General features: G+C 49.4%; 31 protein-coding genes and 1 tRNA gene. 6 read left to right on the top strand and 26 right to left on the bottom strand.

Going from position 1 to position 25,492, the window contains the following annotated elements:
- Nucleotides 1-20: 20 nt before the first annotated feature.
- The 5 genes from DFR27_RS10175 to msrB all read right to left on the bottom strand — a co-directional run bounded on the left by DFR27_RS10175 (nt 21) and on the right by msrB (nt 2,475).
- Nucleotides 21-96: transfer RNA gene (locus DFR27_RS10175), tRNA-Glu, on the bottom strand.
- Nucleotides 97-223: 127 nt separating this feature from the next.
- Complete coding sequence (locus tag DFR27_RS10170) at nt 224-712, bottom strand: glutathione peroxidase (RefSeq protein WP_121877369.1); 489 nt, start codon at nt 710-712, stop codon at nt 224-226.
- 23 nt (nt 713-735) lie between these two features.
- Entirely contained in the window at nt 736-1,416 is a 681-nt protein-coding gene (locus tag DFR27_RS10165; RefSeq protein ID WP_121877368.1) for a DUF1499 domain-containing protein, read from the bottom strand.
- Nucleotides 1,409-2,089, bottom strand: a complete 681-nt coding sequence (locus tag DFR27_RS10160; RefSeq protein ID WP_211327620.1) for a DNA-3-methyladenine glycosylase I — start codon at nt 2,087-2,089, stop codon at nt 1,409-1,411. Before DFR27_RS10160 ends, DFR27_RS10165 begins: the two co-directional genes overlap by 8 nt.
- Entirely contained in the window at nt 2,086-2,475 is a 390-nt protein-coding gene (msrB, locus tag DFR27_RS10155; RefSeq protein ID WP_121877367.1) for a peptide-methionine (R)-S-oxide reductase MsrB, read from the bottom strand. The genes DFR27_RS10160 and msrB overlap by 4 nt, the downstream gene beginning before the upstream one ends.
- 91 nt (nt 2,476-2,566) lie before the next feature.
- On the opposite strand from msrB, the gene DFR27_RS10150 reads away from it, so the two are divergent.
- Together DFR27_RS10150 and DFR27_RS10145 are read left to right on the top strand one after the other, a co-directional pair.
- Nucleotides 2,567-3,787, top strand: a complete 1,221-nt coding sequence (locus DFR27_RS10150; RefSeq protein WP_121877366.1) for a pyridoxal phosphate-dependent aminotransferase — start codon at nt 2,567-2,569, stop codon at nt 3,785-3,787.
- Nucleotides 3,777-4,169, top strand: coding sequence for a hypothetical protein (locus DFR27_RS10145; protein WP_121877365.1), 393 nt, complete (start codon nt 3,777-3,779; stop codon nt 4,167-4,169). Before DFR27_RS10150 ends, DFR27_RS10145 begins: the two co-directional genes overlap by 11 nt.
- A 6-nt stretch (nt 4,170-4,175) precedes the next feature.
- Here the strand turns inward: DFR27_RS10145 and DFR27_RS10140 are convergent, their stop codons facing one another.
- From DFR27_RS10140 to DFR27_RS10130, 3 genes are all read right to left on the bottom strand, one after another.
- The gene (locus tag DFR27_RS10140; RefSeq protein ID WP_121877364.1) at nt 4,176-5,330 is read right to left on the bottom strand and encodes an ATP-NAD kinase family protein; all 1,155 of its coding nucleotides are present in this window, start codon (nt 5,328-5,330) and stop codon (nt 4,176-4,178) included.
- 309 nt (nt 5,331-5,639) lie between these two features.
- A complete protein-coding gene (locus DFR27_RS10135) occupies nt 5,640-6,674 on the bottom strand; it encodes a 4-phosphoerythronate dehydrogenase (RefSeq protein ID WP_121877363.1) in 1,035 nt (344 codons plus the stop codon).
- 24 nt (nt 6,675-6,698) lie between these two features.
- Nucleotides 6,699-7,268 (bottom strand): elongation factor P hydroxylase, encoded by a 570-nt coding sequence (locus DFR27_RS10130; protein WP_245962650.1) that lies wholly within the window; start codon nt 7,266-7,268, stop codon nt 6,699-6,701.
- A gap of 70 nt (nt 7,269-7,338) precedes the next feature.
- On the opposite strand from DFR27_RS10130, the gene DFR27_RS10125 reads away from it, so the two are divergent.
- Nucleotides 7,339-8,019 carry a hypothetical protein gene (locus DFR27_RS10125; protein ID WP_121877362.1) on the top strand — a complete coding sequence of 227 codons (681 nt, stop codon included), beginning with the start codon at nt 7,339-7,341 and terminating at the stop codon, nt 8,017-8,019.
- Between the two features lie 64 nt (nt 8,020-8,083).
- Here DFR27_RS10125 and tusA read toward each other — a convergent pair whose 3' ends face one another.
- Genes tusA through DFR27_RS10105 form a run of 4 tightly spaced genes read right to left on the bottom strand, consistent with a single transcriptional unit; the run spans nt 8,084 to nt 9,693 of the window.
- Nucleotides 8,084-8,356, bottom strand: a complete 273-nt coding sequence (gene tusA, locus DFR27_RS10120) for a sulfurtransferase TusA (protein WP_245962649.1) — start codon at nt 8,354-8,356, stop codon at nt 8,084-8,086.
- Complete coding sequence (locus tag DFR27_RS10115) at nt 8,322-8,576, bottom strand: YheU family protein (RefSeq protein ID WP_121877360.1); 255 nt, start codon at nt 8,574-8,576, stop codon at nt 8,322-8,324. The genes tusA and DFR27_RS10115 overlap by 35 nt, the downstream gene beginning before the upstream one ends.
- A 3-nt stretch (nt 8,577-8,579) precedes the next feature.
- Nucleotides 8,580-9,380, bottom strand: coding sequence for a class I SAM-dependent methyltransferase (locus DFR27_RS10110; protein ID WP_121877359.1), 801 nt, complete (start codon nt 9,378-9,380; stop codon nt 8,580-8,582).
- Between the two features lie 16 nt (nt 9,381-9,396).
- Nucleotides 9,397-9,693 carry an MTH1187 family thiamine-binding protein gene (locus tag DFR27_RS10105; protein ID WP_121877358.1) on the bottom strand — a complete coding sequence of 99 codons (297 nt, stop codon included), beginning with the start codon at nt 9,691-9,693 and terminating at the stop codon, nt 9,397-9,399.
- Between the two features lie 41 nt (nt 9,694-9,734).
- On the opposite strand from DFR27_RS10105, the gene DFR27_RS10100 reads away from it, so the two are divergent.
- Entirely contained in the window at nt 9,735-10,250 is a 516-nt protein-coding gene (locus tag DFR27_RS10100; RefSeq protein ID WP_121877357.1) for a glycine cleavage system transcriptional repressor, read from the top strand.
- Between the two features lie 46 nt (nt 10,251-10,296).
- On the opposite strand, the gene DFR27_RS10095 is transcribed toward DFR27_RS10100, so the two are convergent.
- From DFR27_RS10095 to DFR27_RS10085, 3 genes are read right to left on the bottom strand one after another with little or no spacing between them, the layout of a single operon-like run.
- A complete protein-coding gene (locus DFR27_RS10095; RefSeq protein WP_170150840.1) occupies nt 10,297-10,707 on the bottom strand; it encodes a regulatory protein RecX in 411 nt (136 codons plus the stop codon).
- A gap of 28 nt (nt 10,708-10,735) precedes the next feature.
- On the bottom strand, nt 10,736-11,764 hold the full coding sequence (gene recA / locus DFR27_RS10090; RefSeq protein WP_121877355.1) for a recombinase RecA: 1,029 nt from the start codon (nt 11,762-11,764) through the stop codon (nt 10,736-10,738).
- Nucleotides 11,765-11,820: 56 nt separating this feature from the next.
- Nucleotides 11,821-12,306 carry a CinA family protein gene (locus tag DFR27_RS10085; RefSeq protein WP_245962648.1) on the bottom strand — a complete coding sequence of 162 codons (486 nt, stop codon included), beginning with the start codon at nt 12,304-12,306 and terminating at the stop codon, nt 11,821-11,823.
- 77 nt (nt 12,307-12,383) lie between these two features.
- On the opposite strand from DFR27_RS10085, the gene mutS reads away from it, so the two are divergent.
- Together mutS and fdxA are read left to right on the top strand one after the other, a co-directional pair.
- Nucleotides 12,384-14,951, top strand: a complete 2,568-nt coding sequence (gene mutS / locus DFR27_RS10080) for a DNA mismatch repair protein MutS (protein WP_121877353.1) — start codon at nt 12,384-12,386, stop codon at nt 14,949-14,951.
- A gap of 129 nt (nt 14,952-15,080) precedes the next feature.
- Complete coding sequence (gene fdxA, locus DFR27_RS10075) at nt 15,081-15,404, top strand: ferredoxin FdxA (protein WP_121877352.1); 324 nt, start codon at nt 15,081-15,083, stop codon at nt 15,402-15,404.
- A gap of 249 nt (nt 15,405-15,653) precedes the next feature.
- On the opposite strand, the gene rpoS is transcribed toward fdxA, so the two are convergent.
- The 11 genes from rpoS to DFR27_RS10020 all read right to left on the bottom strand — a co-directional run bounded on the left by rpoS (nt 15,654) and on the right by DFR27_RS10020 (nt 25,437).
- Nucleotides 15,654-16,607, bottom strand: a complete 954-nt coding sequence (gene rpoS, locus DFR27_RS10070) for an RNA polymerase sigma factor RpoS (protein ID WP_425452024.1) — start codon at nt 16,605-16,607, stop codon at nt 15,654-15,656.
- Between the two features lie 156 nt (nt 16,608-16,763).
- Nucleotides 16,764-17,591, bottom strand: coding sequence for a peptidoglycan DD-metalloendopeptidase family protein (locus DFR27_RS10065; RefSeq protein WP_121877350.1), 828 nt, complete (start codon nt 17,589-17,591; stop codon nt 16,764-16,766).
- Between the two features lie 94 nt (nt 17,592-17,685).
- Nucleotides 17,686-18,603 (bottom strand): DUF368 domain-containing protein, encoded by a 918-nt coding sequence (locus DFR27_RS10060; protein WP_121877349.1) that lies wholly within the window; start codon nt 18,601-18,603, stop codon nt 17,686-17,688.
- A 16-nt stretch (nt 18,604-18,619) separates the two neighbouring features.
- On the bottom strand, nt 18,620-19,264 hold the full coding sequence (locus tag DFR27_RS10055; RefSeq protein WP_211327629.1) for a protein-L-isoaspartate(D-aspartate) O-methyltransferase: 645 nt from the start codon (nt 19,262-19,264) through the stop codon (nt 18,620-18,622).
- A 37-nt stretch (nt 19,265-19,301) separates the two neighbouring features.
- Nucleotides 19,302-20,189, bottom strand: a complete 888-nt coding sequence (gene truD / locus DFR27_RS10050; protein WP_121877347.1) for a tRNA pseudouridine(13) synthase TruD — start codon at nt 20,187-20,189, stop codon at nt 19,302-19,304.
- A gap of 3 nt (nt 20,190-20,192) precedes the next feature.
- The gene (ispF, locus tag DFR27_RS10045; RefSeq protein ID WP_211327619.1) at nt 20,193-20,669 is read right to left on the bottom strand and encodes a 2-C-methyl-D-erythritol 2,4-cyclodiphosphate synthase; all 477 of its coding nucleotides are present in this window, start codon (nt 20,667-20,669) and stop codon (nt 20,193-20,195) included.
- Between the two features lie 2 nt (nt 20,670-20,671).
- A complete protein-coding gene (gene ispD, locus DFR27_RS10040) occupies nt 20,672-21,346 on the bottom strand; it encodes a 2-C-methyl-D-erythritol 4-phosphate cytidylyltransferase (protein ID WP_121877346.1) in 675 nt (224 codons plus the stop codon).
- Nucleotides 21,333-21,629, bottom strand: a complete 297-nt coding sequence (locus DFR27_RS10035; protein ID WP_121877345.1) for an FtsB family cell division protein — start codon at nt 21,627-21,629, stop codon at nt 21,333-21,335. Before DFR27_RS10035 ends, ispD begins: the two co-directional genes overlap by 14 nt.
- 6 nt (nt 21,630-21,635) lie before the next feature.
- Nucleotides 21,636-22,928 (bottom strand): phosphopyruvate hydratase, encoded by a 1,293-nt coding sequence (eno, locus tag DFR27_RS10030; RefSeq protein WP_121877344.1) that lies wholly within the window; start codon nt 22,926-22,928, stop codon nt 21,636-21,638.
- Between the two features lie 26 nt (nt 22,929-22,954).
- Nucleotides 22,955-23,800, bottom strand: coding sequence for a 3-deoxy-8-phosphooctulonate synthase (gene kdsA / locus DFR27_RS10025; protein WP_121877343.1), 846 nt, complete (start codon nt 23,798-23,800; stop codon nt 22,955-22,957).
- Nucleotides 23,800-25,437, bottom strand: a complete 1,638-nt coding sequence (locus DFR27_RS10020) for a CTP synthase (protein WP_121877342.1) — start codon at nt 25,435-25,437, stop codon at nt 23,800-23,802. The genes kdsA and DFR27_RS10020 overlap by 1 nt, the downstream gene beginning before the upstream one ends.
- Between the last annotated feature and the right edge of the window lie 55 nt (nt 25,438-25,492).

Below are 25,492 nucleotides of genomic sequence, written 5' to 3'. Positions count from 1 at the left end.
ACTGAGCTATTCCCGCAATATGGCGTCCCCAAGGGGAGTCGAACCCCTGTTACCGCCGTGAAAGGGCGGTGTCCTAGGCCTCTAGACGATGGGGACCCAGTACAAGCTTGGCAAGTCATTCCTCACCAAAGCGGCGCGAATATTAAAATCCACGCCGCCTTCTGTCAACGTTTTTTTTATAAATTTCAGTAACTTAGTTTAAGGAAAACCACGTAGCCTTCAATTAAGCCTGCTTGGCCAGCTCAACTTTAATGTCCGCAGCAATGGCTTCGGGCTTAGTCTTCGGTGCGTAGCGACGAAGAACCTGTCCGTCTCGCCCCACCAAAAACTTAGTGAAATTCCACTTAACACCAGTTGTGCCAGCGATACCTGGCGCCTTTGTCTTCAGGTAACTGAACAGTGGCGACTGTGCATCACCGTTCACATCAATTTTCTTAAAGAGTGGGAATGACACACCGAAGTTTAGGTCGCAAAACGATGCAATTTCTTGATCATCACCCGGCTCCTGCTTACCAAATTGATTGCAGGGGAAGCCAAGGACTTCGAAACCCTCTGATTTAAACTCGCTATAGAGTGATTCCAAACCTTTATATTGAGGAGTAAAACCACATTTGCTTGCCGTGTTCACCACCAGCAGCACTTTTCCTTTGTATTCGTCCAGCGTTACTGATTCGCCCTTATTGGTTTGCACCTCAAAATCATAGACACTCACTGACGCTCTCCCCGTTAATTAACTCACTGTTTAAGTTCATCGCGTATCCCGCGAATTAGAGAAGCACCATAGCCAAAATCGCGTGCTTGATCTATTGCGACTACCCGCAAGTCTATGCGCGTTCCCGCCGGTACCGCCTTCACCCTGACCGCCACAAGGTAATGGTAGCTCAAGGCCGAGGTGGTCACCCTATAAAGCGCCTCACGCTCTCTTGGCTGCCCCACGCGCTCCCAGCTATCGCGAAGAGAAATCGCGTTGAGACGCTCGAGCACCACCTCTGGTTCCGCCGACAGAAGTATTGGTGTGACATCCGGGTAGGTATGCTGCTGTAATAATCCTTCAGGGTGCTGATCCCAGCCATCTATCACAGGCGGATTGAGTACATCGGTACTGATATCTCGAAGCGCTGCAAGCCCCATATTGGCGGGCCCAATCCAGAGCCAGACCACCATCACCGGAAGCGCAACAATCATCCCTAAGTATGACCAGCGATCAAACTCCTCAACTCTGGCCCAGCGGAAAAGCGTGTAGGGAACAAAAAAAATTGATGCCACAACGAAAACCCAAAGTGCCGTTGCAAACATCCACAATCCCAGTGCATGGGGCAGCAACTCAAGCTGTTGATTGAGAAAACCCAATATCATTAGTCCGAAGCTATATGCTAAGCCCTTTTTCGCCCAGCCCCACGCTCGAAGCCTAAACACTAAAATCACCCAAACTTAGCAACCGACTAATCTGACACATTGGTTTCTGGCCCTGCTCACTCCACTCCACAAAGTATCGTTGGACTAAACGCCAATCGCGCTGACTACTAGGCGCTTTATCAACCATCCCATAGCGAATAAGCTCGCGGACAACATCATCGGAGAGCATGAAAGTATCTTTACCCACCATTCGCAGGAAACTCGCCCCCGAGCGCCCACCCAATTGGGCGCCGTAGCGCTTCATCCGAATCCACAGCTCTACAATCCGATGTTGCGGCCAGGCCGCAAGAAAACTACCCACACTACCCGCCTCTGTGCGCCAATCCATGAGTAACTTGGCATTGCGAGGAATGGATGACAATTTCTTGCGATGACGAATGAGTTGAGCGTCGGTCATCAGTCGGTCAATATCATCGTCACTGATCATGGCGCAGCTTACCAGGTCAAACCCGTCAAAGACCTCCTCGAACTTGGACCAACGCGCATCCACTACTCGGTGGGTCATTCCAGCTCGAAATACCCGACGAGTCATCTGTGATAAGTAATAACTATCTGACTGCTCAATAAGCTGCTCAGCAGATTTGGCGAGAGGAAGACTACGCTCTAACGCATTGCTATCGCCAGCGAAACGCTGCAGGGCTCGATGGTAAATGGCATCGTAGGTGGGAATCACGAGTCATCACCCTCGTGCCGCAAAGACGCCGAATTAATGCAGTAACGCAAACCAGTGGTCTCGGGTCCGTCAGGAAAAACATGGCCGAGATGGGCGTCGCACTGGGTACATACTACTTCGGTTCGAACCATGTTAAAGGTAGTGTCTAAGTGTTCAGTAAGTGCGCCCGAAATAGGCTGATCGAAACTTGGCCAGCCGCAACCCGCATCAAACTTCGTCTCCGATCTGAATAACGGAGCATCACAGCAAATACAGTGATAGACACCGTCACGCCAAACATCCCAATACCGCCCAGTAAAAGGCCGTTCTGTTCCTTTTTCCTGAGTCACTCGGTACTGCTCCGAGCTCAGTTCGCTCTGTAATTCCACTTTACTACGCTTCGGCATAAGTCCTATTCCAAACCCCTATTTTTGTATTCATTATAAACACGCTAGCATGGAAATTGGGGAACAATTATTCGTAATGTGCGGAGCTGCCATGCGCTATCAAAAATCCAATCGCCTTAATGATGTATGCTATGACATTCGAGGTCCTGTCCTGGAAGCCGCCGAGCGACTTGAACGCGAAGGCCACCGAATCATAAAACTTAATATTGGCAATCCTGCTGCCTTTCAACTTGATGCTCCCGACGAAATCATCGTGGATGTTATAGCTAACCTAAGGAAGGGAGAGGGCTACTCCAACTCCAAGGGGCTATTCTCGGCCCGTAAGGCTATCTTTCAGCGCTGGCAAGCGAACGGGCTTGGCCATATTGATATCAATCATATTTGGCTCGGAAACGGCGTTTCAGAGCTAATTAGCTTAGCGACTAGCGCCCTCCTCAACCATAACGACGAAGTGCTCATTCCCGCCCCCGATTACCCATTATGGACTGCCGCGGTCACACTCGCTGGTGCCACACCAAGGCATTATCAGTGCAACGAGGATCTAGGGTGGGAGCCGAACATTGAACATATTCGATCGCTCATTAACCCCAACACCAAAGCACTTGTTTTAATTAATCCCAATAACCCAACGGGAGCCGTCTACAGCCGCGAGTGCTTAATCCAAATAGCTGAACTCGCGAAACAACATCAATTAGTGGTTTTCGCCGATGAGATTTATGATCGAATTATTTATGACGATGCCGAACACATCCCCTTCGCGCAGTTTGCAGAGCAGTTCCTTTGCCTGTCATTTAATGGCCTATCGAAGAGCCATCGCCTTGCGGGCTTTCGCTCTGGATGGATGGTTGCCAGCGGCTGTGTCGAAGAAGCCTCTGATCTGATTGAGGGCATAAACATGCTAGCGTCTATGAGGTTATGCAGTAATGTTCCGGCGCAACTTGCGATCCAAACTGCGCTGGGTGGGCATCAGACAATTGATGATCTAGTGGCGCCGGGCGGAAGGCTCTATGAACAACGTAACAGGGCCTATGAGTTACTCACTGCCATTGAGGGCATCAGCTGCGTAAAAGCTCAAGCGGCACTCTATCTATTCGTCAAAATCGACACAAATATCTATGCGGTACCCGATGATGAGGAGTTAGTCCTGCAATTTCTACTCCAACAACATATTCTATTAGTTCAAGGGAGTGCATTTAATGTTCCAGAAAAACATTATCTTCGCTTCGTTTTCTTGCCACATATCGAGGATCTCGTGGTTGCCATTGAACGTCTAGAGACGTTCTTGCAACAGTACAAACGCCATGACTACTAGCATACCCAACGATTTAAACTTTGAAGATTTCTGTCAAGATAGCGCTCGGGTACTCCTGGCCCTGATGGTTCAATTCCCGCTGCCAATAACCCTATATATTGAAGATATTGTGGGGCCCGAGCCCGAGGATGAGTTTGGCATCAAGTCCGAACGATACTTGCGAACGCTAGGCAGTATCACCTGGCTGGCTCATGAAGGGTATATCCGCTACTCGCAGCAGGTACAGCAAGAAGCCTTTGACGAAACCATCCTCACAGAGCAAGGCTTGCGCCTACTGATGCACCCTACACCGGAACAAACCACACTGTTAAACCAACTTCGAGCTCAGCTGGACGAGCCTAGTTTGATTCCAGCCACCATGGTGAACGCGTTATTCCGCTGATACCTATTAATGGCTACCGGATTCAGCGTCAGACGGCGTTAAGCCATCGTTAAAGGGATATAGCACGTGATCACGATAGCCCGTTACCACGGGAATGAGCCCAGACCACTCTGCGTCTAATTGCGGGTCATTACTATCAATAATTAACGGCCGATTCCCTAACCCCAGCAACTTTGTTTTCGTCATCGCTACCGTCACCGCGGACTTCCCCACTCGACGAAGTACCGCCGGTGAAAATTGTTGATTGCCGCGTCCAAAGACATGCCCCTGCCCACCAATGGCCGTGACCAGAACATGGATCACTTCGGTCCAGCTCTCGATCAACGCTAAGAGTTCATCAGCCGTAACATCTGACGCCACAAGCTCACCGCGTTGAACGACATCAACCCCCAATAGCGTGTTATCCAAGTGATTATATTCCATGAAGGCCCGCGTGGTGGTGCCGGGGCCAATAATCCACATGGCGTCTGGGTCAAATAATTCGCTGATTTCCGCTGAGATTTCATCTAAGACCAGCTCCTCAACCTCTACACCGCCTACCTTTGTTGCTTGCACGAATTGACCAATCTCGGGAACGCTCAACTCTCCATAGTACCGAGATTTGACCACTCCCTCTCGGTAGGCCTTTTCGTCCAGATCACGGACCTCCTGGAGCCTGAGGTCAACCAAGTCCGCTACATATAGCCCCTTGATCACCTCCGCTGCGGCAATTGGCGTCACCGCGAAGCAGCCCGACTGCATCTTAACTCCCGAAGGCAGCCCCAATGCCGGCAAGCTTGTGCCTATAGCATCAAAGACATTGCGGGCAGTACCATCGCCACCTACGAAGATCAGTAGGTCTACACCACTCGCGGCAATGGTTGTTGCCGCTTGTTGGGTGTCTTCCGCGCTAGATGGCAGTTTAGCTTCACCAAGTACCTCGGCAGAAAACCCTGCTTTAGCAAGATAATCTGCGCCCATCAGTCCGCCCCAGCTTACAAATTCCAACACTAAATCAGCTTGTTTGAGGGCGCTTAGGAACTGTTCGGCACGCTGCGCTGCGCGCAACTGGATTCCAGCGCGCAACAGTTGATCTCGCTCCGCCATATCGTCGCTACCTTTTAGCGCCTCGGCGCCGCCGATACCGGCGTAGGGATTTACAATCCAACCTAGCTTTAGCATTTCATCTTCTCAGTTATTAGCATCGGAAATATTCGTCTTCTGTTGCGACTTCGTCGGCAAAACCGTGCCAGTCTGCGCCATTCGTCGGGCCAAGTATGAGGCACGTTGGCTGAACTTCGCCACCCTCTACTAAACTTTTAGCTCTACAAAAGGAGTTAAACATGGCAGAGCAACTCAGTCACGGCACTTGGGTTCAGGAAGATGGCACTGAGATTCCAATCACCTCAGTGATGATCAATTCAGCCCTATCACAAGTCCGTTCAAGACCTGGCTGTGTACCCGACCAAAATTCGTTAACGCTGTTTCATGTTATTCCCAGTCGAAACGTGAGAACTCGTTCCTTCCAGGATAATGTTTGCGCAAGCCGTCGAAAGTAACCGCATTCTCTTCCGGTGCGCCACGCAGCGCTGTGCGAAAAATACCATCATCACGCCAGATGTCATAGCTCGCCGCAATCTGATCCTGCCAAGCCTTAGATTCAGTTGGCCGCGCCAACTTGGCTCCGGCCACCTGCTCCCACCCTACCGTTGGGATATCATTTAAAGCTGCCCAAGCGTTAAAAATCATCCACGTTCCTCTGAGTTTTGCTTCGTTGGCATAGCCAGCAATATGAGGAGTAGCAATTTCTGCTCTAGCAATTGACGCCTGTGACACGGCTGGCTCAGCATCCCAAACGTCGAGCACCCAACGTATATCTTCGCGAGCGAATAGCGCCGCATCACGTATAACCGGTCCACGGCCAGCATTAACGATCACCGCACCTTTTTTCAGCAGCTGAATATTAGCTTCATTCAACAGGCCAACACTCGGGTAGCGTCCATCGCGAACCAGGGGCGTATGAAAACAACAGATATCGGCAATTTGTAAAGCCTCTGAGAGAGATGTCAACGGCACCACAGCGTGAGTCAAATTCGGATCAACGGCTACCACTGTGGCACCCAAACTTTGCAGGCGAAGCGCAACCCTGGATCCCACATTGCCACAACCAACGACTGCCGCAGTTTGCCCGCGTAATGGTTGTTCAAGTGCCGCCAGTGCCGCCATTACATAGTCGGCAACGCTATCGGCGTTGCAGCCAGGTGCCGACGACCAAGGCACCGCACTTTGGGTGAGAAATGGGATATCTAGATGATCCGTGCCGATGGTACAGGTACCAACGAACTTAGGAAGGTGGCCGGACAGAAGCTTACGATCTACCGCCGTTACCGAGCGGACTACTAAGGCGTCACAATTCGCCAGCGCTTCGGCTGACATAGTTCGCCCATTCAGCCGCACTATTTCATCGAAATAGCCACCGAACAAAGCGTCGACACCGGGGATATTTTCATCAACTACCAACTTCATATCAATTCCTTGATGTCTGGTTCACTAATTCAATTCAGTATACGAAGGAAGTGTTGCTAGACCGATGACTTGCCCCCCTAGCGATTCAGCTAAGGCCTCTGCAAATCGTTGCGCTCGAGGAGGAAAGCCCGCCTCTGCGTAGCGAACAAACTGAGCAAACACCGCTTCCTTCAACGCCGTTGGGTCAGTTGGTTGGTCGAGGTTATCAACACTTACCGCGAAGTTTAGCCCAGCGGCAAGGGACAAATACCATTCTACCGCTTGAGGCTTAGCCTCTACTGCCACAAACTGGGCTTGCTGCTCGGAACTGCGACCATCAGGCGCGTACCAGTATCCGTAATCTTCTTGGCGGCGTCTCTGCTCGCCGGCTATGCACCAATGCGCTACTTCATGCAAGGCGGAGCGCTCGTAGTCCAATCTATAGACGATACGCGCGGGGGTACCTTCGCTTACGGGAAGATAAATTGGCTCATCTGCCCCACCTCGAAGTTCGGTTTGGTAGTCGGCGCCGAAAACCGCAGCAAAAACCTCACAAATACGCAGATCGACTCTCGACGGTAGCGCTGAGAGAGATAATCGGTTGTCCAATGACACACGCAACTCCGAATGAAAACTATACTTAGAGGGTGCAAGTTTTAACAACTTGCCAATCTGAGGCGGTATTATGAACCCTAGCTACAATCCCGACAAGCCTGACCCAAATGTCACGGGTATATTCTCAAGACAGGCCATCAATGAGGAGCCAGCTCAACGAATACGCTGCGTTAGCCCCGAGTTCACGGGTATCAAGATGATATACCAATGTGACGAAGACACGCGTTACTATGCGCTGCCAATTCTTTGCTGGTCGATGTTAGAGGATGGAAGGGTTACCGGCCTCGTAGCCTGGCAAGATTCAGTTTGCCCGTGCGATCAAGTAACACTCGCTTATGGTGGGCGCTGGGTAGGCTATCAGGACTGCCATTCAAACGCCCTTCAGCTGGAGGCGCCAGAGTCCAAACGCGTCGAATTACTCGCCATGGCTCAACAGCCAACGAAGACGCATCAACGCCTCTTTCCAGAAATCATTGGCACCCACGCGCTGATATTGGCCGATAACGATGGGGGGTACGACCTTAGACCCATTGTAGGCTGGCGGTTAATTGATGGTGCTGTCATCGGCCTGTTTCATGCGAACTACGAACAGCGCAGCAAGCCCTTAGCAGAGCAACAAACGTTTTCAGCAAATCAACCTGAAGCAAGGTTTCTCTACTACTTCCACTACGCGATTGCTAAACGTGTCCATGCCAAGGAGCCTGGCGCGATGGCCAGTATGAAAGATATCGTTATGCGCCTAATTGGCTAAGAGCCCTAGGCGTTAACAAAACTAACTCGTGAACGTTACTAACTAGTGAACTTTACTAACGACACTAGGTTGCAGCGGCGATTTTGATTACAAAATGAAACTCTTCCTGACCATCACTCTGCACCACTTCACTCGAAACTAAGTCGTGTTCCAGAAACTGACAAAACTTGGCTATATCGCGTTGAGTGGAAGGATCGGTGGCTAGCACCTGAAGCAACTGGCCCTGTGTAGCCTCTCGAACTGCCCCGTGCAACATCATCACGGGCTCCGGACAAAATAGACCGCGTGTATCTAAAACATGATCAATCGTCATGACCACCCTCACTAGTAAGCTCATTAGCCTGCCAAGCTTCAGCTGTTGTGATATGCGTGCTAGATAGGACGGGATCGAATACGATCAACGCCCTACCGGCAAGCAGCTCATGCTTAAGCTGCGAAATTTTACTCGCTAGACTCTGCTCAACCGCACCATAGTCAGTCCCTTCACGAGTAATAAATTCCTCGAGAACTGCCTCTAATGCGGTATCACTAAGTTCGCCATGAGGTATTTCGATCATTACTTACTCTGGACGACGGAAAAGTAGCGTCATTCGATCACTTTCGCCTATCGCAACATACTTAGCACGGTCCTGATCGCCATGACGAAGCGTTGGCGGCAGTGACCATACGCCGCCTTCGTAGTTCTTGGTATCAAGCTCATTGGCGTTGATTTCGAAAGCCTCTACCAACTCAAAGCCAGCTGCTTCAGCAAGCTGAATGACATAGCTCTGCGTGACGTAACCACTACGCAGCATTTCTTCGCGCGATGCGCCCTCGTTAGCTCGGTGTTCAACAACGCCCAACATACCACCCGGCTTTAGTACACTAAAGAAACTGTTAAAAACGGTTTGCTCGTTGCCGCCGCGCAACCAGTTGTGAACATTACGGAAGGTCAACACTCTATCCACTGACGCTTCTTCCACGCCAACCACACCCTGGTTCGGCACCATCTGTGCAAGCTCAACTTTGCCGTACACGTCAGGCGTTTCTGCCAGCTTCTCAACGAAGTTCATACGCGATGTGGTGTAGTAATTGATATCGGTTTCGGTAGGGAAGTGCGCGGCGATTAATCGGCCATCATCCTTAAGCATTGGCGCAAGAATCTCAGTATACCAACCTGACCCAGGCCAAATCTCAAGTACCGTGTCCGCGGAACCAACTTGGAATGCACTCAGCGTTTCCACTGGGTGACGCTGATCGTCACGAACCTTAAAGGACTCGGAACGGTGCGATGACTCCACCGCGTTTTGAATTGCATCGGCAGTGACGGCTGAACTAGCAATTGCTGCACCAAGCGCTAACACGCTAAATAATTTCTTCATGACTCATCCTCTTCGTTTAGAGCAGTTTAGTGACTGCTTCTATTTTTTGTTGGTTTGTTTGTGTTCGATCAATTCGAGTACCTACTCGAATTGACGTTGAAATCCTCAATACTCCACTCTCATGCAACAGCTCATGGCAAGCTTTGATTGCCGCCATAACGCTATCCCAGTCACCCTCTACATTGGTTCCGTATGCATGGAGTTGGTGACTCAACCCGTGCTCAACTAGAATTCGTTGAACGCTTGCAATTTGTGGTGCGATGGATGCATGATCTCCCATAGGGATAAGGCAAAAATCCGCGCTAACCTTCATGTTTAACCTCTCCGTGAGCCAAACAACAGTAGGACTGTATTATGCACTCAACGCTTGTTATTACGATAATGTCCGATGACCGTCCCGGCATCGTTAATGAACTTTCAACCGTGATCGCTCAACAAAAAGGTAGCTGGTTGCAATCTCACTTTGCCGACCTTGCCGGTAAGTTTACAGGGATTATGACCGTCTCCATACCTGACGATAACCGAAAGTCATTTGTTTCGACATTAGCTTTGTTGAAACATGACGGAATCGACATTCGTGTAGAGGAAACAGTCAATACGACTAAAAAAGAATCAATCATTCGCTTCACGGTGATCGCCAATGATCGCGTTGGGATTGTCAGTGAAATTAGTTCAAGACTTCGCGCTCACAACTTCAGCATTCATAGCCTAACCACCGAGACACAAAGCGGCTCAATGTCCGGTATTCCTATGTTCTCGGCGAAGCTCAGTGTGATATTAACGGATGATAAGTCAGAAGAAGAAGCCCAAACGGAACTCGCTGAGGCGCTTGAGGCACTCTCGGATGACCTAATGATTGAGTTTAAATAAGGAATTTAACTATTCCGAGGTATTTAGCTTACCAGCTCTCTTTTAACTAGAAAATGATCTCGTAAGCTATATCACTACTGAAGCCTCTATAGGCCAGGAATCGAAGGCACTTTGCCTTCTCTTTCTCGTCCGAAAATTCCAGTGTGCCAAATTTCTTAGTCACAATAGCTTCGGCCATGTCAAACCAATTGATATCACCCGACATCGCGTCAAATATTTCATCAACCAAATCCTGAGCAACCCCCTTAGCTCGAAATTCATTTCGAATTCTCACTGGGCCTATGCCTCGATTAACCAATGAGCGAAAGTAACTCTCGCTAAATCGGCGATCGCATTGAAGCGCATCCTGCTGTAGCTGCTTGATGACATGATTAATGAGCGCTTCATCTTCACTGCGGCGCTTCAACTTGGTAAATAGTTCTTTGGAAGACTGCTCTCGACGAGCGAGCAAATCCATTGCCGCCCGCCGAAGTTCGGATGCCTCGTTATGCATCTTCCGTAGTAGCGTCTTCAGTCTTTTCTTCTGGCACATCTAGCAACTGCCCACGAACGATTGCTTCAATCTCTTCGCAAAGTGCCGGATTTTCCTGTAGGAATCGGATGGAGTTTTGCTTACCCTGGCCAATTTTTTCGCCATTGTAGCTGTACCATGCACCCGATTTATCCACGACGCCAAGTTTCACACCGTAGTCAATAATCTCGCCATGACGGTTAATGCCCTTGCCGTAGGTAATCTGAAATTCGGTTTGGCGGAACGGTGGAGCAACTTTGTTTTTAACAACCTTTACTCGCGTTTCGTTACCAACAATCTCATCGCCTTCTTTAACTGCACCAATTCGGCGGATATCTAGACGAACACTTGAATAGAACTTCAACGCATTACCACCAGTAGTAGTCTCTGGCGAGCCAAACATAACACCAATCTTCATACGAATTTGGTTGATAAAGATCACCAGACAGTTCGTATTCTTAATGTTACCGGTTAATTTGCGAAGTGCCTGTGACATCAATCGTGCTTGCAAACCAACATGAGAATCACCCATATCACCTTCGATCTCAGCCTTTGGTGTAAGCGCTGCTACCGAGTCAACAACAAGCACATCCACGGCGCTAGAACGAACCAGCATATCCGTCACTTCGAGTGCTTGTTCGCCAGTGTCTGGCTGCGAGACGATCAAGTCGTCCACATTCACACCCAATTTTTCTGCGTAGATAGGATCTAATGCATGCTCAGCATCAATGAACGCACAGGTACCGCCTGCTTTCTGCGCTTCGGCAATAACTTGCAAGGTTAAGGTTGTCTTACCCGATGACTCTGGGCCATAGATCTCGACGACGCGACCACGCGGCAGACCACCCACTCCAAGCGCCACATCCAAGCCAAGTGAACCGGTTGAGACCACTGGGATCTTAACGCGCTCTTTATCACCCATACGCATAACTGTACCTTTACCAAACTGACGCTCGATTTGAGACAGTGCGGCACCTAAAGCTTTTTCTTTATTTGGATCCATATTATTTTCCTCGGCCATCATGTGACGATCAATATACTGTATAACTATCCAGTAGTTTACACATAAAACTGTATGTGCTGCAACAACCCTTTTAGCGCAATTTCAACAGATTGTTCTCGAACCGCTTGCCGATCTCCCTGGAGCTGATGCGTTGCAGTGGTCACAACACCACCAACAACCCAGCCAAAGCAAACGGTGCCAACTGCCTTATTCTCAGTAGCACCACCTGGACCCGCAATGCCACTTATCGCCACGGCACACTCGGCATTACTTTGCAACGCGGCGCCCAGCGCCATTTGCGCGACAACCGGTTCGCTGACAACACCATTGCTTTCAATAATCGCTGGCAGAACACCTAGCACCCGCTCCTTGCTAGCATTACTGTAGGTAGTATAACTTTGCTCAAACCAAGCTGAGCTGCCAGGCACTGAAGTGATCGCTGCGCTCACCATCCCGCCGGTACAACTTTCGGCAGTGGTAACCGTCCACTCCTTTGCGGCCAACTGAGTGCCTAATTCAGCGGCCAATTGATCAAATTTCATCGCTAATTCCATCGCCTAATACACTCGTTACAGGTTACAATGTTTCGCTCCTAGACACATAATAAGATTGTAATTTCATGACTGATAGTTCCGTTAAGCACACCCCAATGATGGTCCAATACCTAAAGATTAAGGCCGAACACCCTAATGAAATGGTGTTCTATCGTATGGGCGACTTTTACGAACTGTTTTTCGATGACGCCAAAGAGGCGGCTCGCAGGCTTGACGTTACCCTTACGGCGCGAGGAAAATCCGGCGGCGAACCTATCCCCATGGCAGGGGTTCCCCATCACGCGGCTGAAAACTACCTTGCACGACTTGTGCGTCAGGGCGTCTCGGTGGCCATTTGCGAACAAATTGGCGATCCTGCCACCAGCAAGGGCCCGGTAGAGCGTAAGGTGGTTAGAGTGGTCACGCCCGGAACCTTGACCGACGAGGCACTCCTAGACGAACAACAGGTCAATTTGCTGGTCTCTCTTTATCGCGAGGGTGACCACTACGGATTAGCCACGCTGGATATGGCGTCTGGTCGTTTTGCATTACAAGAGGGCCACAGTAGCAGCGCGCTAAGCGCCACGTTATTCCGTCTCAACCCCGCGGAGATTCTCTTCGACGAATCGGTGGCCTTGCCCCATGGCGTTAACCCCAAAGCGGGCCTACGACCTCAGGCGGCTTGGCAGTTTGATTTAGATTCGGCCAAGGACACCCTTACGCGTCACTTCGCTACGCATGACTTAAGCGGATTTGGTTGCGAAGACCTGCCATTGGCGCTTAGCGCCGCAGGTTGTTTACTTCAATACGCGCTGGACACACAACGAGGCCAACTGCCTCACGTCCAAAGCCTAGTGGTAGAGAATCATAGTGACTATGTTGAACTTGATTCGGCCACACTGAGAAACCTTGAAATTGACCGTAACCTCGCCGGAGGAACCGAGAATACGCTTTTAGGGGTAATGGATAGCTGCCGAACGGCAATGGGAAGCCGTCTGCTAAACCAGTGGCTACATCGTCCGCTGGCTCAAATCGACTTAATCCAGCAGCGCCAAAATAGCCTGAGCGAAGTGCTTCAGAACTTCGTGTTCGAACCTATCCGCGCCGCACTCAGCAACGTTGGCGATCTGGAGCGAATATTAAGCCGTTTGGCGCTTCGCTCAGCTCGACCTAGAGACCTAACTAGGCTACGAGATTCCATCGCTATCTACCCGGAAATACATCAACTAGGCATCAGTTCTCCAGAACTACAGAAACTTTTCCAACGCGTTGGTGAATTTCCAGAATTAGTCACGCTGTTAAACCAAGCTATTACCGACAATCCGCCGATGTTAATTCGGGACGGTGGAGTCATCGCCAAAGGTTACGATGCCGAACTCGACGAACTTAGAGAACTCAGCGCGAATGCGGGAGAGTTTCTACTGGAGCTCGAAGAGCGTGAGCGTGCCCGTTGCAACTGCAGTACGCTAAAAGTGGGCTATAACCGAGTTCACGGCTACTTTATTGAAATCGGCAAGGCGCAGGCGGTAGAGGTACCTGCGGACTACCAACGCCGACAGACGCTCAAGAATGCCGAGCGATATATTACGCCCGAACTCAAGGCCTTTGAGGATAAAGCCCTCTCAGCTAAAAGCCGTGCACTCACTCGCGAGAAAGCGCTCTATGAGGCCTTGCTAGAGAGGTTGAATGAATCACTGATTGCGCTCCAGCGCTCGGCCTATGCCGTTGCGGAACTTGATGTGCTATGTTGTTTTGCCGAGCGCAGTGATCAGCTCAGTTTCTGTAAACCAACGCTCAGCATTGATAGAGGCCTCGCCATTAGTGGCGGACGGCATATTGTGGTTGAGGATGTACTTGACTCGCCCTTTGTCGCGAATGATACCTGCCTCAACCCAAGTCAATCTTTAAGTATTGTCACTGGGCCTAATATGGGCGGTAAGTCTACCTTCATGCGCCAAACTGCTTTGATTGTGCTGCTTGCGCATACTGGCTGTTTTGTGCCGGCTACGGACGCGACCATTGGCATTGTCGATCGTATTTTTACCCGCATTGGCTCTTCGGATGATCTCGCTGGCGGCCGTTCAACGTTTATGGTTGAAATGACCGAGACCGCTAACATCCTCAATAATGCGTCGGCGAGTTCACTAGTCTTAATGGATGAAATCGGTCGTGGAACCTCCACCTACGATGGACTCTCCCTAGCCTGGGCCAGCGCTGTGCAACTTGCCGAGATCGGCGCACTAACATTATTCGCCACCCATTATTTTGAGCTCACGGCGCTATCTCAGCAGTTCAACCAGGTTTTCAATCAACATCTCGATGCTAAAGAACACCAGGGACAAATCGTTTTTCTCCACCGAGTAAAACCCGGCCCCGCCAGCAAATCCTTTGGTATTCAAGTAGCTAAACTTGCTGGGCTACCGGCCGCCGTTCTGCAAGCGGCTAACACGAAATTGGCCCAGTTAGAGAGCGCCTCCGGTACTGCTAAGCTTGCCACGAACGAAGCGCTGCCCGCTTTAGTAACGGCGCCAGCTCAAGCCGAGCTATTTGCCGCCGAGCCATCCGCTCTGGAACAACAATTTGCTTCGATAGATCCGGATTCACTATCGCCGCGAGAGGCGCTTGACCTGCTTTACGAACTGAAGAAACTTTGAGCGAACAGTTACGGGGTATATAACTTTCCGAAATAGCCTTAAGACGAAATATTTACAGACAGCTTTATTCGAATTTTGCTAAAATGGCGTCATATTCGAAATTTACTGAGTACATAGGAGACTCTCACGATGACATTTATTGTTGGTGACAACTGTATTAACTGCAAACACACAGACTGTGTTGAGGTTTGCCCGGTTGACTGTTTCTACGAAGGTCCCAACTTCTTGGTTATCCACCCAGACGAATGCATTGATTGTGCGCTGTGTGAGCCAGAATGTCCTATCGGCGCGATCTACTCGGAAGACGAAATCCCCGACGGTGAAGAGGCATTCCTAGAACTCAACGCGGAACTGGCTGAGGTATGGCCAAACATCACCGAGATGAAGGATGCTATGCCGGAAGCAGAGAAATGGGATGGTGAGCCTAATAAGCTTGAGCATCTAGAGCGCTAGCTCATAACGAGCAGAGTTCGAACAGAGAAACTTCACTTAGTGGAGTTTTTTTTTCGCCTTAAAATCGTGCTATTGCGTCTCGGTGCGGACTAAACTGGAGTACTGCGTAAAGACCTAAGACGCTGAATTGCGTAAAACCTACAACACTTGGCGCCCCAACACCTTCGGTGTATTAGTATTAGCGCACCCTAGATATAAAAAAGCCCCTTTCAGAAAAAGGGGCAAGGTATAGAGGCTAAAAGGGGAGGCTCAACTAAATTCACCGAAAACCTGTGCGGCGGAAAGCCCCTGACTTTCCATTTTATCCTTGAGGCGGCGTAGCGCTTCAACCTGAATTTGTCTGACTCGCTCGCGAGTGAGGCCAATCTCTCTACCCACATCTTCAAGCGTCATCATTTCATGACCTCTGAGCCCGAACCTACGAGAGAGGACTTCACGCTGCTTTTCAGATAGCTCATCAAGCCACCGTGAAATCGATGAGTTCAGATCGTCGGACTGAAGGTCTTCTTCGGGCGTAGATATTGAGGTATCAGCAATCGTCTCGAGAACTGATTTGTCTGAATCTGGGCCTATCGGCGTGTCCACCGATGTTACGCGCTCATTAAGGCCAAGCATCCGCTTAACGTCTTTTACAGGCCGGTCCATTAAATCTGCGATTTCTTCCGCAGTTGGCTCATGATCTAACTTTTGGGTCAACTCGCGCGCTGCACGGAGATAAACATTGAGTTCTTTCACAACGTGGATAGGTAAGCGAATCGTCCGCGTCTGATTCATGACCGCTCGCTCGATAGTTTGGCGAATCCACCAGGTGGCGTAGGTTGAGAAACGGAATCCTCGTTCTGGATCAAACTTTTCTACGGCGCGAATAAGTCCGAGGTTACCTTCTTCGATAAGGTCTAAAAGACTCAGGCCTCGATTAATATAGCGACGGGCAATCTTTACCACTAAACGAAGGTTACTTTCAATCATTCGCTGACGACCCGCTTCTTCACCCCGTTGCGCCATTCGTGCGAAGTGCACTTCGTCTTCTGCTGAAAGTAACGGCGAAAAGCCAATTTCGTTGAGGTAGAGCTGCGTGGCATCGAGCGCTCGCTCGCCGCCGACATCCTGTGATCTTGCGTGTTTTCGAGCTTTGACAAGTTTTTGCTGCTTACTGAGTTTCTCGAGCGGAATCGCATCAAATTCAACTTCGTAGGCTGTCATGTCCACTTGTTCGGTTGACGGGGTGTGTGAGCTGTTACTTATGGTTGTCATATTCAAGCACTCCATTTCCATGAGTGAGAAGCTTTCGACGCTTCTAAATTCAGACCTCACTGCGGAAGAGCTTACCTCTGAACTCCCATCGGTCGCTAGTTACTTCTAACCTTCTCTACGCGGAAGGTAGCTGAGCGGATCAACTGGACTGCCTTGATTCCGAATTTCGAAATGTAGCTTCACCCGCGTGGCGTCGCTATTTCCCATCTCGGCTATCGGCTGGCCTAACTGAACTTCCTGTCCTTCTTCAACCAGTAACTGCCTATTGTGACCATAAGCAGAGAGAACGTCTTCAGAGTGCTTAATGATGATTAAATTTCCGTATCCTTTCAGAGCACTTCCTGCATAAACAACCGTTCCCGCCGCTGCTGCACTTATAGAATCCCCGAACTCACCGCCGATATCAATACCCTGCCTTTGCCGGTTAGTTGTGTTGAAGCTTGAGATCAGCGGACCCACTGCAGGCCAATCCCAAACCGCCTCTTGATAATTTGACTGCTCAGTATGTTCAGAGGGGGAAGGTGAATTCAATGTAGCATCGGTGGAGGTAGATGACGAAGACGGCAAGTTATCATTGGAAGGAGTAGAATTGAGTGAAGCCTGCGTAGTTGACGAATCAATTGATTCATTTAACGCAGCTTCTTCGCTGACACCGTTGTCATGATTAACTAGCCAGAGCTTTTGTCCCTCGTGAATCGTCCTAGGCTGCTTACCACCGTTGGCGTTGATCAATTCTTGAACGGTTAGCCCATATCGCCAAGCAATTGAGTAAATGGTTTCACCCGCGTCAACATAATGATAATCAATCGTATCTGGAGGCGGTTGAGACACTTCAGTCACTGGTGCGAGCCGAGTTGTACCGCCGCAGCCCGTAATGGATAGTCCAAAAATAATTAACAAGAAATTAACTAGACAGCCGTTCAGTTTTTTCAAAACGTCGCTCCACCTACAGGTTGTGACACAGGTTTACCATTAGGAACAAAAAGGTATATTAAAATTACCTTATAGATCACAACAGTCTAATAGGTTATTCCTTTGTTGTACTGAGTTCTAGAATAAGCACTAACGTCAGCCCTAATATCATCATTCCGATACAAATTAGCGCATCACCACCGATACCTGTTAATGATTCGTAAGTACTAGGCATCACTCGGTCTTGCACAATAGGAACCAGCTCCCCCTTGCGGTTAACCATTGTTTCCACGGTGACCTTCCACGGCCACAAAGAGTTCAATGAACCAATCAAAAAGCCCGTCAGTACCGCTAAAGTCTGAGACTCGAAGCGATTGAAGACATACGAAACGCCTTTCACGAAGGTCAACAGACCAAGAATGGCTCCTGCAACGAAGTGGGCTATGACAACGAAGTCACCATAACCAATGGCCTCAATAACCACTGGGTACACGCCCAGCAGTAATAAAATAAAGCTCCCAGATATTCCAGGAAGGATGGTAGCGCAGATAGCGAAGCTCGCTGCTAAGAAGATAAACCAGTTCGCCGTGGGCGCATCTACTGGCGTTGCTATCGAAATTGAATAGGCGATGATGGAACCCACTAAGAGGAGGAGCCAACTACTAATAGTTGGCGCTTCGATTTGACGCCAAATATGAACCACACTCGCAACCACTAAACCAAAGAAGAAACTCCAAATCCAAAGACTATGATTTTCCAAGGCGAAATGTATGACTCGAGCCAGCAGCGCCATACTTGTTACGATGCCAGCCAAAAGCGTAGCTAAAAAGCTGCCGTCGACTTTACGCCACACACCCACTACCCCCTCGGACTTGAAGGTTGTGATTAAACTAAGGTCAAAGGCGGCGATTGCCGCTAGTAACCGCTTATAAATGCCTGTGATAAAGGCAATAGTTCCGCCGGATACGCCGGGTACTACATCAGCAGCGCCCATAAGCATCCCCTTCAGATAAATCATGACAGAGTCTTTCATTAAATTTCCTTGCAAGTTAACTGTGTACAAGCTCGCCGGCGACTAACGGCACAAAATGAACGGGCTCGATAATATTGGTGACGAATTGATCACTATCACCGTCTCGATAAACAAAATGAAGTTGCTGTTGATCAGTACCTACCGGAATGACGAGAACACCATCGGGCGCAAGCTGATCCAACAGACTCTGTGGAATCCGCTCCGGCGCAGCGGTGGATATAATTGCGTTATAGGGGGCTTCACGTGACAGGCCAAACTCTCCATCGCTGTGATGATAGCGAATATTGTTGCACTTCAGGTCATAGTGGCGCTGACGAGCTCGCCGTTGTAACGGTGCAATCCTCTCTACAGTTACTACTCGATCTACCAAGGGACTTAGTACCGCGGTTTGGTAGCCCGAACCCGTACCAATCTCTAGCACTTTTTCCGGACGACCTAAACTCAATAGCAGCTCGGTCATTCTAGCAACCACCCAAGGCTGTGAAAGCGTTTGACCATAGCCGATGGGAAGGCTCACATCATCATAAGCCCGATGAGCAAGCGCTTCATCTAAGAAGATATGACGTGGCACATTGGCCATTACCTCAAGTATTTTTTTATTGGTGATGCCTTTTTCACCTAAACGATCAACCATGCGCTGACGCGTTCGACGTGACATCATGCCGAGACCTTGTATACGGCTCACGATTCCCCCGAATCTAAGAAATTTTTACGAGCTCGCGAAGCACCGACGTAGCGTAAGTACCTGCTGGTAGCGAGAACTCTATTATTAGGTTTTGCTGTTCAATCGTCCAGCTAAAGTCGAGAGGAATCAACGCCGAGCTCCGACGCTCCTGTTTGAGTCCGGTAAATTCAAGTGCATCACATAGCTGAATCCAAGGCTCGAGAATGACTTTATCAGCATCAGAAGGCCTGCCTCGCCCCCAGAGTGGAGAAGTCTCACTGCGCCACTCCTGACGTGCAACCTGAGAAGAAACAACTTGGTTGAAGAGATAGCTCCGAGCTGCCGATAAATAGATGTCATTACCTCGCGCTGTGAGCTTGCGACGGCTAGCAAGCGATACAGCGTGAGGCACGTTATTAAAGTCTCGCCCAAAACGCTGATCGCCAAAATAGTTGGGCACGCCATCACTGGCAATCTTTTCAAGCCTAGGAATTAACAGCTGAGGATCGTCGATATCTCGCAGGGTAATCTTAAAGTGGTTGCCGTCCAACTGACCGCGCTTTAACTTCGCTTTGTGACGGCGGGTTTGAAGCAGTTCAACGCCTGGGATTAAGAGCGGTTTCGTGGGGTCACTGGCACCAGGTAGGTACACTGAGAACCACTGAGTGGTCACGGCGTGTCGATCCTTGCGCCCAGCATAACCAACATCACGAGCCGATACGCCAGCCCAGAAAGCAATCTGTTCTGCGACCCAAGCGGTATTCTGAGAAGTCTTTCTTAGCAGTAGATAGAGATGTTCTCCCTCCCCCGTCAACACCTCACTGCGAGACTCGGTTACGATAAAATCCTCTGGCGAAGACTTAAATGTGGCGGATTGTTGGGGCGCCCCGTAGGCAAAGGTCCAATTATAAGCAAACTCCACCGGTTAGCACTCCAAAAGGACGACAGCGTGCACCGCAACCCCCTCCTTTCGCCCTTCGAATCCCAGCTTTTCAGTGGTAGTGGCCTTCACGTTAACCTGCTCAACTGAACACTCCAGTATCGCTGCGAGTCGCGCTTCCATGACCTCTATATGCGGAGACATCTTGGGAGACTGAGCAACAATAGTAATGTCGGCGTTGCCAATCTGATAACCTTTGAGCAATAACGGCTGCCAGATCGCTCTCAGCAAATCTGCTGAATCAGCATTCGCCCACTGTTGATCTGTATCCGGAAAATGTCGACCTATGTCACCAAGCCCCGCAGCGCCCAAAATTGCATCGGTGATAGCATGGAGGGCAACATCACCATCGGAATGAGCCTCAAATCCCTGATCGTGTTCTATCTGAACACCGGCCATCATGATAAACGAGCCCTCATTGAACCGATGAACATCATAACCATGACCAATTCTAATCGGCATCGTTAGCTCCTTTGTGAGAATAACGCTCTAGCCATGACAAGATCGCTTGGCGTAGTAATTTTAAAGTTAATAGGACTTGATTCAACCATGTGTATAGCTCCACCCATCAGCTCGGCCGCCGAGGCCTCATCGGTGATTGCTTCACCTGAATCAATCGCGGAACTTAAGGCATTGTAAAGGAAGCCTCGATGGAACATTTGCGGTGTTTGGGCTAGCCATATCTGACTTCGGTCTATGGTTTGTGTTCGCCCTGCCTCCAATTTCCGAACGGTATCCCTGGCGGGCAGTGCTAAGATGGCACCTTCATTCTTGGCCAACGGCGTTGCCACTAAGGAATCGAGTAGTACTGAGCTAAGCAACGGCCTAGCCGCATCATGGACCATTACCAAGTCATCGCCACTTAGTGAGGCTAGACCAGCAAGAACCGTATCTGCGCGTTCGTTTCCACCAACGAAAAATTGTAGTTTAGGGTGATTTACATAACGGGATTTACGGGCAAGTTCGTCCTTGGCAGATATCCCCACCAATACCCGTTTTATAGCGGGATGCTCAAGAAAAATGTTTAAAGTATGATCCAGAACGGTTACTGAGTTGATACTAAGGTATTGTTTCGCAACCTCCGCGTTCATTCTTGAACCAACACCGGCCGCGGGAATAATGACATCAACGAGGTTCATGTTGAAATTCACGTTCAGTAATAATTAGCACCAGTGTTTCGCCTGGTTTTATCATCCCTAACTCTCTTCGAGCAATCGCCTCCAAGGGCTGACCTCCGCTACGAATAGCTTCGACTTCCGAGGCGAGTAGGGCATTGATTGATGCGAGCTCAGCATTGCGTTCACTCAATTCATCAATGTTGGCCTGAAGTGCCTGATGTTCAATATAGCTACCATCGCCAAACCACACTCGATACTGCAGTAGAAGCAGCACGATGGCGAGAATGGCGATGATACTTTTCATCGGCTGTTACGCTTTGAATTCTGCACGACCGCGATAAGGAGCGGCTTCAGTACCTAATTCTGCCTCAATACGAAGCAAGCGGTTATACTTTGCAACGCGATCAGAACGACATAACGAACCAGTCTTAATCTGCCCTGCAGAGGTCGCAACCGCAAGATCAGCAATAGTGGTATCTTCAGTTTCACCTGAGCGATGGGAAATAACAGCGGTAAAACCTGCTGCTTGAGCCATGCGAATGGCTTCAAGTGTTTCGGTTAACGAGCCAATCTGATTGAATTTGATCAAAATTGAGTTGGCAATACCTTCATCGATACCACGCTTCAAGATCTTGGTATTGGTCACAAATAGGTCGTCACCAACGAGTTGAACCGTATCACCTAGCTTCTTGGTCAGCTTTTCCCAACCGTCCCAATCGCTCTCATCCATGCCATCTTCGATTGAGATGATTGGATACTTGCTCGCCCAATCTGCCAGGAAGTCGGTGAAGCCCGCAGAGTCAAAAACTTTGCCTTCGCCGGCTAAATCGTACTTACCATCTTTATAGAATTCAGTTGAAGCGCAATCCAATGCAATGGTCACGTCCGTGCCCAACTTATAACCCGCTGCAGCCACAGCCTCTGCGATAACTTCAAGCGCGCCTTCGTTGCTGCTAAGGTTTGGAGCAAAGCCACCTTCATCGCCAACGGCCGTGTTCAAACCACGAGCTGACAAGACTTTCTTCAGGTTATGAAAGATTTCAGCACCCATGCGTAAGGCTTCGCTAAAGGTGGAAGCTGAAACCGGCTGAACCATAAATTCTTGAATATCAACGTTGTTGTCCGCGTGCTCACCACCGTTAATAATATTCATCATTGGTACTGGCATGCTGTAAACACCGGAAGTGCCGTTAAGGTCAGCAATGTGTGCATACAACGGGATATTTTTGCTGATTGCTACCGCTTTAGCCGCTGCCAAAGATACCGCTAGAATGGCATTAGCACCAAGTACCGACTTACTTTCGGTACCGTCTGCTTCAATCATCAGCGCGTCGATACCAGCTTGATCTGCCGCGTCTTTGCCCACTAGCAACGCCTTGATAGTGGTATTAATATTTTCAACCGCTTTTAAAACGCCCTTACCGAGGTAGCGCGACTTATCACCATCACGTAACTCCAACGCTTCACGAGAACCAGTAGATGCGCCAGATGGTGCGCAAGCTGAGCCTACTGAGCCATCGGCTAAAATTACATCGGCTTCTACAGTCGGGTTACCGCGAGAATCCATTACTTCGAAAGCCTTAATATCGGCAATTACGGTCATTTCTTAACTCCAAGTTAGTTCGATTGTTATTTAGTGTCTAAGTCCGGCAGTGACTTAGCTAGGTCATCCATCGCTTTCATCTGCTCCAAGAACGGTTTCAGCGCATCCAGGCGAAGCGCACAAGGTCCGTCGCACTTCGCGGTGCTTGGATCTGGGTGAGCTTCAAGGAAGAGACCACCTATCTTCTGAGACAAGCCGGCTTTGGCTAATTCGGTAACTTGTGCACGTCGGCCGTCAGCTGAATCTTCACGACCACCTGGACGTTGGAGGCTGTGGGTGACATCGAAGATGATCGGGTAACCGAACTTCTTCATCTCACCAAACGCCAACATATCTACCACCAAATTGTTGTATCCGAACATTGTACCGCGTTCACATAGCATGAGTTGGTCGTTACCGGCTTCTTTACACTTAGTTAGGATGTGCTTCATTTCGTGTGGAGCAAGAAATTGAGCTTTCTTGATGTTAATCGCAGCTTTGGTCTTCGCCATCGCCATGACTAAATCGGTTTGACGTGAGAGAAAAGCTGGCAGTTGGATAATATCGCAAACTTCGGCTGCAGGAGCCGCCTGCTCTGGCTCGTGTACGTCAGAAATAATGGGTACATTGAACGTCGACTTAATCTCTTCAAGAATTCGCAGTCCTTCCTCTAAGCCTGGACCACGAAATGAGTTAATCGATGAGCGGTTAGCTTTATCGAAAGAAGCCTTAAAGACATAAGGTATACCCAATTGACTGGTTACTTCAACGTACTTCTCGGCGACTTGCATTGCCATATCACGAGATTCAAGTACGTTCATACCACCGAATAAAGCCATCGGTAGATCATTAGAAACGTCAACATTGCCAACAGTGATTGTTTTTTGCTGCATTATTTTGCGTCCTTTTCTTGGCGAAATTTCAGTGCTTCGGCAATGAAGCGACTGAACAACGGATGTCCATCTCGTGGTGTAGAAGTAAATTCAGGGTGGAACTGCGAAGCGACAAACCAACGATGGTCTTTTAACTCAACCATTTCAACTAAGGCATCGTCTGCGGACCAACCACCCACTTTCATGCCTGCCTTTTGCATACGATCAACATAGTTGTTGTTCATTTCATAACGGTGACGATGACGTTCTGTGATTAAGTCTTTCCCATAAGCTTCACGAGCCTTTGAGTCAGCAACTAGACGACAACCCTGCGCTCCTAAACGCATGGTACCACCCATATCGGATTCCTCGGTACGCTTCTCTACATTGCCCGACTCGTCCATCCACTCAGTAATTAAGCCAATAACCGGATGAGGCGTATTAGCGTCCAGCTCCGTTGAATGTGCATCTTTCAGACCTACAACATTACGAATAAATTCAATGACGGCAACCTGCATACCTAAACAAATCCCCAAATAAGGGACGTTGTTTTCACGCGCAAACTGTGCAGCGAGAATCTTACCCTCTACACCGCGTGGACCGAAGCCACCGGGGATGAGGATCGCATCGACGCTTTCCAATACCCCTACGCCTTCGTTCTCAAGGGACTCGGAGTCAACGTAATCAATATTTACCTTCGTCAACTCAGAAATTCCCGCATGAGTTAACGCTTCGTTAATAGACTTGTAGGCATCCAGCAGGTCCATGTATTTGCCAACCATGGCGATACGAACTTCGTGCTCTGGATTAAGCTTACCGTTAACAACGCGGTCCCAGTCTGAGAAGTCGACCGGCTTAAGTTCAAGACGGAGCTTATCGGCGACAATTTCGTCTAAGCCCTGCTCCGATAGGAAACGAGGAATAGCATAAATCGTGCTCACGTCAGGAAGCGGCACAACGGCACGCTCTTCAACGTTGGTAAACAGGGAGATCTTACGACGCGAATCATCATCAACCTCAACCTCCGAACGGCACAAAAGTACGTCTGGCTGAAGACCAATCGAACGAAGTTCTTTAACGGAGTGTTGAGTTGGCTTAGTTTTAATTTCCCCGGCGGTACGGATATAGGGAACCAAGGTAAGATGCATCAGCAGCGCCTTGTTTGAGCCCAGCTCCACGCGCATCTGTCGGATAGCTTCAAGAAAGGGCTGTGACTCGATATCGCCAACGGTACCGCCAATTTCAACCAGTGCGACGTCATAGCCGGCACCACCTTCGTAGACACGACGTTTGATCTCATCAGTGATATGAGGGATTACCTGAACGGTACCACCAAGGTAATCACCTCGACGCTCTTTTCGCAGTACGGTCTCGTAGACCCTACCTGAAGTGAAGTTAGAACGCTGAGAAGTTTTACTGCGAAGGAATCGCTCATAGTGGCCAAGATCAAGATCAGTTTCCGCACCGTCTTCAGTTACGAACACTTCACCATGCTGGAGCGGACTCATTGTGCCCGGATCAACGTTAATATAGGGATCGAGCTTCATTACGGTACAGTTTAAACCGCGAGCTTCTAAGATCGCACCAAGGGATGCTGACGCAATTCCCTTACCTAGAGAAGAGACCACACCGCCTGTTACAAATATAAATCGAGTCATGAAGAGCCTTGGAAGTTCCATTCGTTTTGATGAGAGGTAACGCTTTCGCTAATAC

Origin of the sequence: Umboniibacter marinipuniceus, assembly GCF_003688415.1 — a bacterium.
Taxonomy (GTDB): Bacteria; Pseudomonadota; Gammaproteobacteria; order Pseudomonadales; family DSM-25080; genus Umboniibacter; species Umboniibacter marinipuniceus.
This window is presented reverse-complemented; position numbering and strand designations above follow the sequence as displayed.

Coding starts and splice junctions, on each gene's coding strand:
- msrB (WP_121877367.1), bottom strand. CDS start 2,475: ATGCCGAAGCGTAGTAAAGTGGAATTACAGAGCGAACTGAGCTCGGAG.
- DFR27_RS10150 (WP_121877366.1), top strand. CDS start 2,567: ATGCGCTATCAAAAATCCAATCGCCTTAATGATGTATGCTATGACATT.
- DFR27_RS10145 (WP_121877365.1), top strand. CDS start 3,777: ATGACTACTAGCATACCCAACGATTTAAACTTTGAAGATTTCTGTCAA.
- DFR27_RS10140 (WP_121877364.1), bottom strand. CDS start 5,330: ATGCTAAAGCTAGGTTGGATTGTAAATCCCTACGCCGGTATCGGCGGC.
- DFR27_RS10135 (WP_121877363.1), bottom strand. CDS start 6,674: ATGAAGTTGGTAGTTGATGAAAATATCCCCGGTGTCGACGCTTTGTTC.
- DFR27_RS10125 (WP_121877362.1), top strand. CDS start 7,339: ATGAACCCTAGCTACAATCCCGACAAGCCTGACCCAAATGTCACGGGT.
- tusA (WP_245962649.1), bottom strand. CDS start 8,356: ATGAGCTTACTAGTGAGGGTGGTCATGACGATTGATCATGTTTTAGAT.
- DFR27_RS10115 (WP_121877360.1), bottom strand. CDS start 8,576: ATGATCGAAATACCTCATGGCGAACTTAGTGATACCGCATTAGAGGCA.
- DFR27_RS10110 (WP_121877359.1), bottom strand. CDS start 9,380: ATGAAGAAATTATTTAGCGTGTTAGCGCTTGGTGCAGCAATTGCTAGT.
- DFR27_RS10105 (WP_121877358.1), bottom strand. CDS start 9,693: ATGAAGGTTAGCGCGGATTTTTGCCTTATCCCTATGGGAGATCATGCA.
- DFR27_RS10100 (WP_121877357.1), top strand. CDS start 9,735: ATGCACTCAACGCTTGTTATTACGATAATGTCCGATGACCGTCCCGGC.
- DFR27_RS10095 (WP_170150840.1), bottom strand. CDS start 10,707: ATGGATTTGCTCGCTCGTCGAGAGCAGTCTTCCAAAGAACTATTTACC.
- recA (WP_121877355.1), bottom strand. CDS start 11,764: ATGGATCCAAATAAAGAAAAAGCTTTAGGTGCCGCACTGTCTCAAATC.
- DFR27_RS10085 (WP_245962648.1), bottom strand. CDS start 12,306: ATGAAATTTGATCAATTGGCCGCTGAATTAGGCACTCAGTTGGCCGCA.
- mutS (WP_121877353.1), top strand. CDS start 12,384: ATGACTGATAGTTCCGTTAAGCACACCCCAATGATGGTCCAATACCTA.
- fdxA (WP_121877352.1), top strand. CDS start 15,081: ATGACATTTATTGTTGGTGACAACTGTATTAACTGCAAACACACAGAC.
- rpoS (WP_425452024.1), bottom strand. CDS start 16,607: ATGACAGCCTACGAAGTTGAATTTGATGCGATTCCGCTCGAGAAACTC.
- DFR27_RS10060 (WP_121877349.1), bottom strand. CDS start 18,603: ATGAAAGACTCTGTCATGATTTATCTGAAGGGGATGCTTATGGGCGCT.
- DFR27_RS10055 (WP_211327629.1), bottom strand. CDS start 19,264: ATGATGTCACGTCGAACGCGTCAGCGCATGGTTGATCGTTTAGGTGAA.
- ispF (WP_211327619.1), bottom strand. CDS start 20,669: ATGCCGATTAGAATTGGTCATGGTTATGATGTTCATCGGTTCAATGAG.
- ispD (WP_121877346.1), bottom strand. CDS start 21,346: ATGAACCTCGTTGATGTCATTATTCCCGCGGCCGGTGTTGGTTCAAGA.
- DFR27_RS10035 (WP_121877345.1), bottom strand. CDS start 21,629: ATGAAAAGTATCATCGCCATTCTCGCCATCGTGCTGCTTCTACTGCAG.
- eno (WP_121877344.1), bottom strand. CDS start 22,928: ATGACCGTAATTGCCGATATTAAGGCTTTCGAAGTAATGGATTCTCGC.
- kdsA (WP_121877343.1), bottom strand. CDS start 23,800: ATGCAGCAAAAAACAATCACTGTTGGCAATGTTGACGTTTCTAATGAT.
- DFR27_RS10020 (WP_121877342.1), bottom strand. CDS start 25,437: ATGACTCGATTTATATTTGTAACAGGCGGTGTGGTCTCTTCTCTAGGT.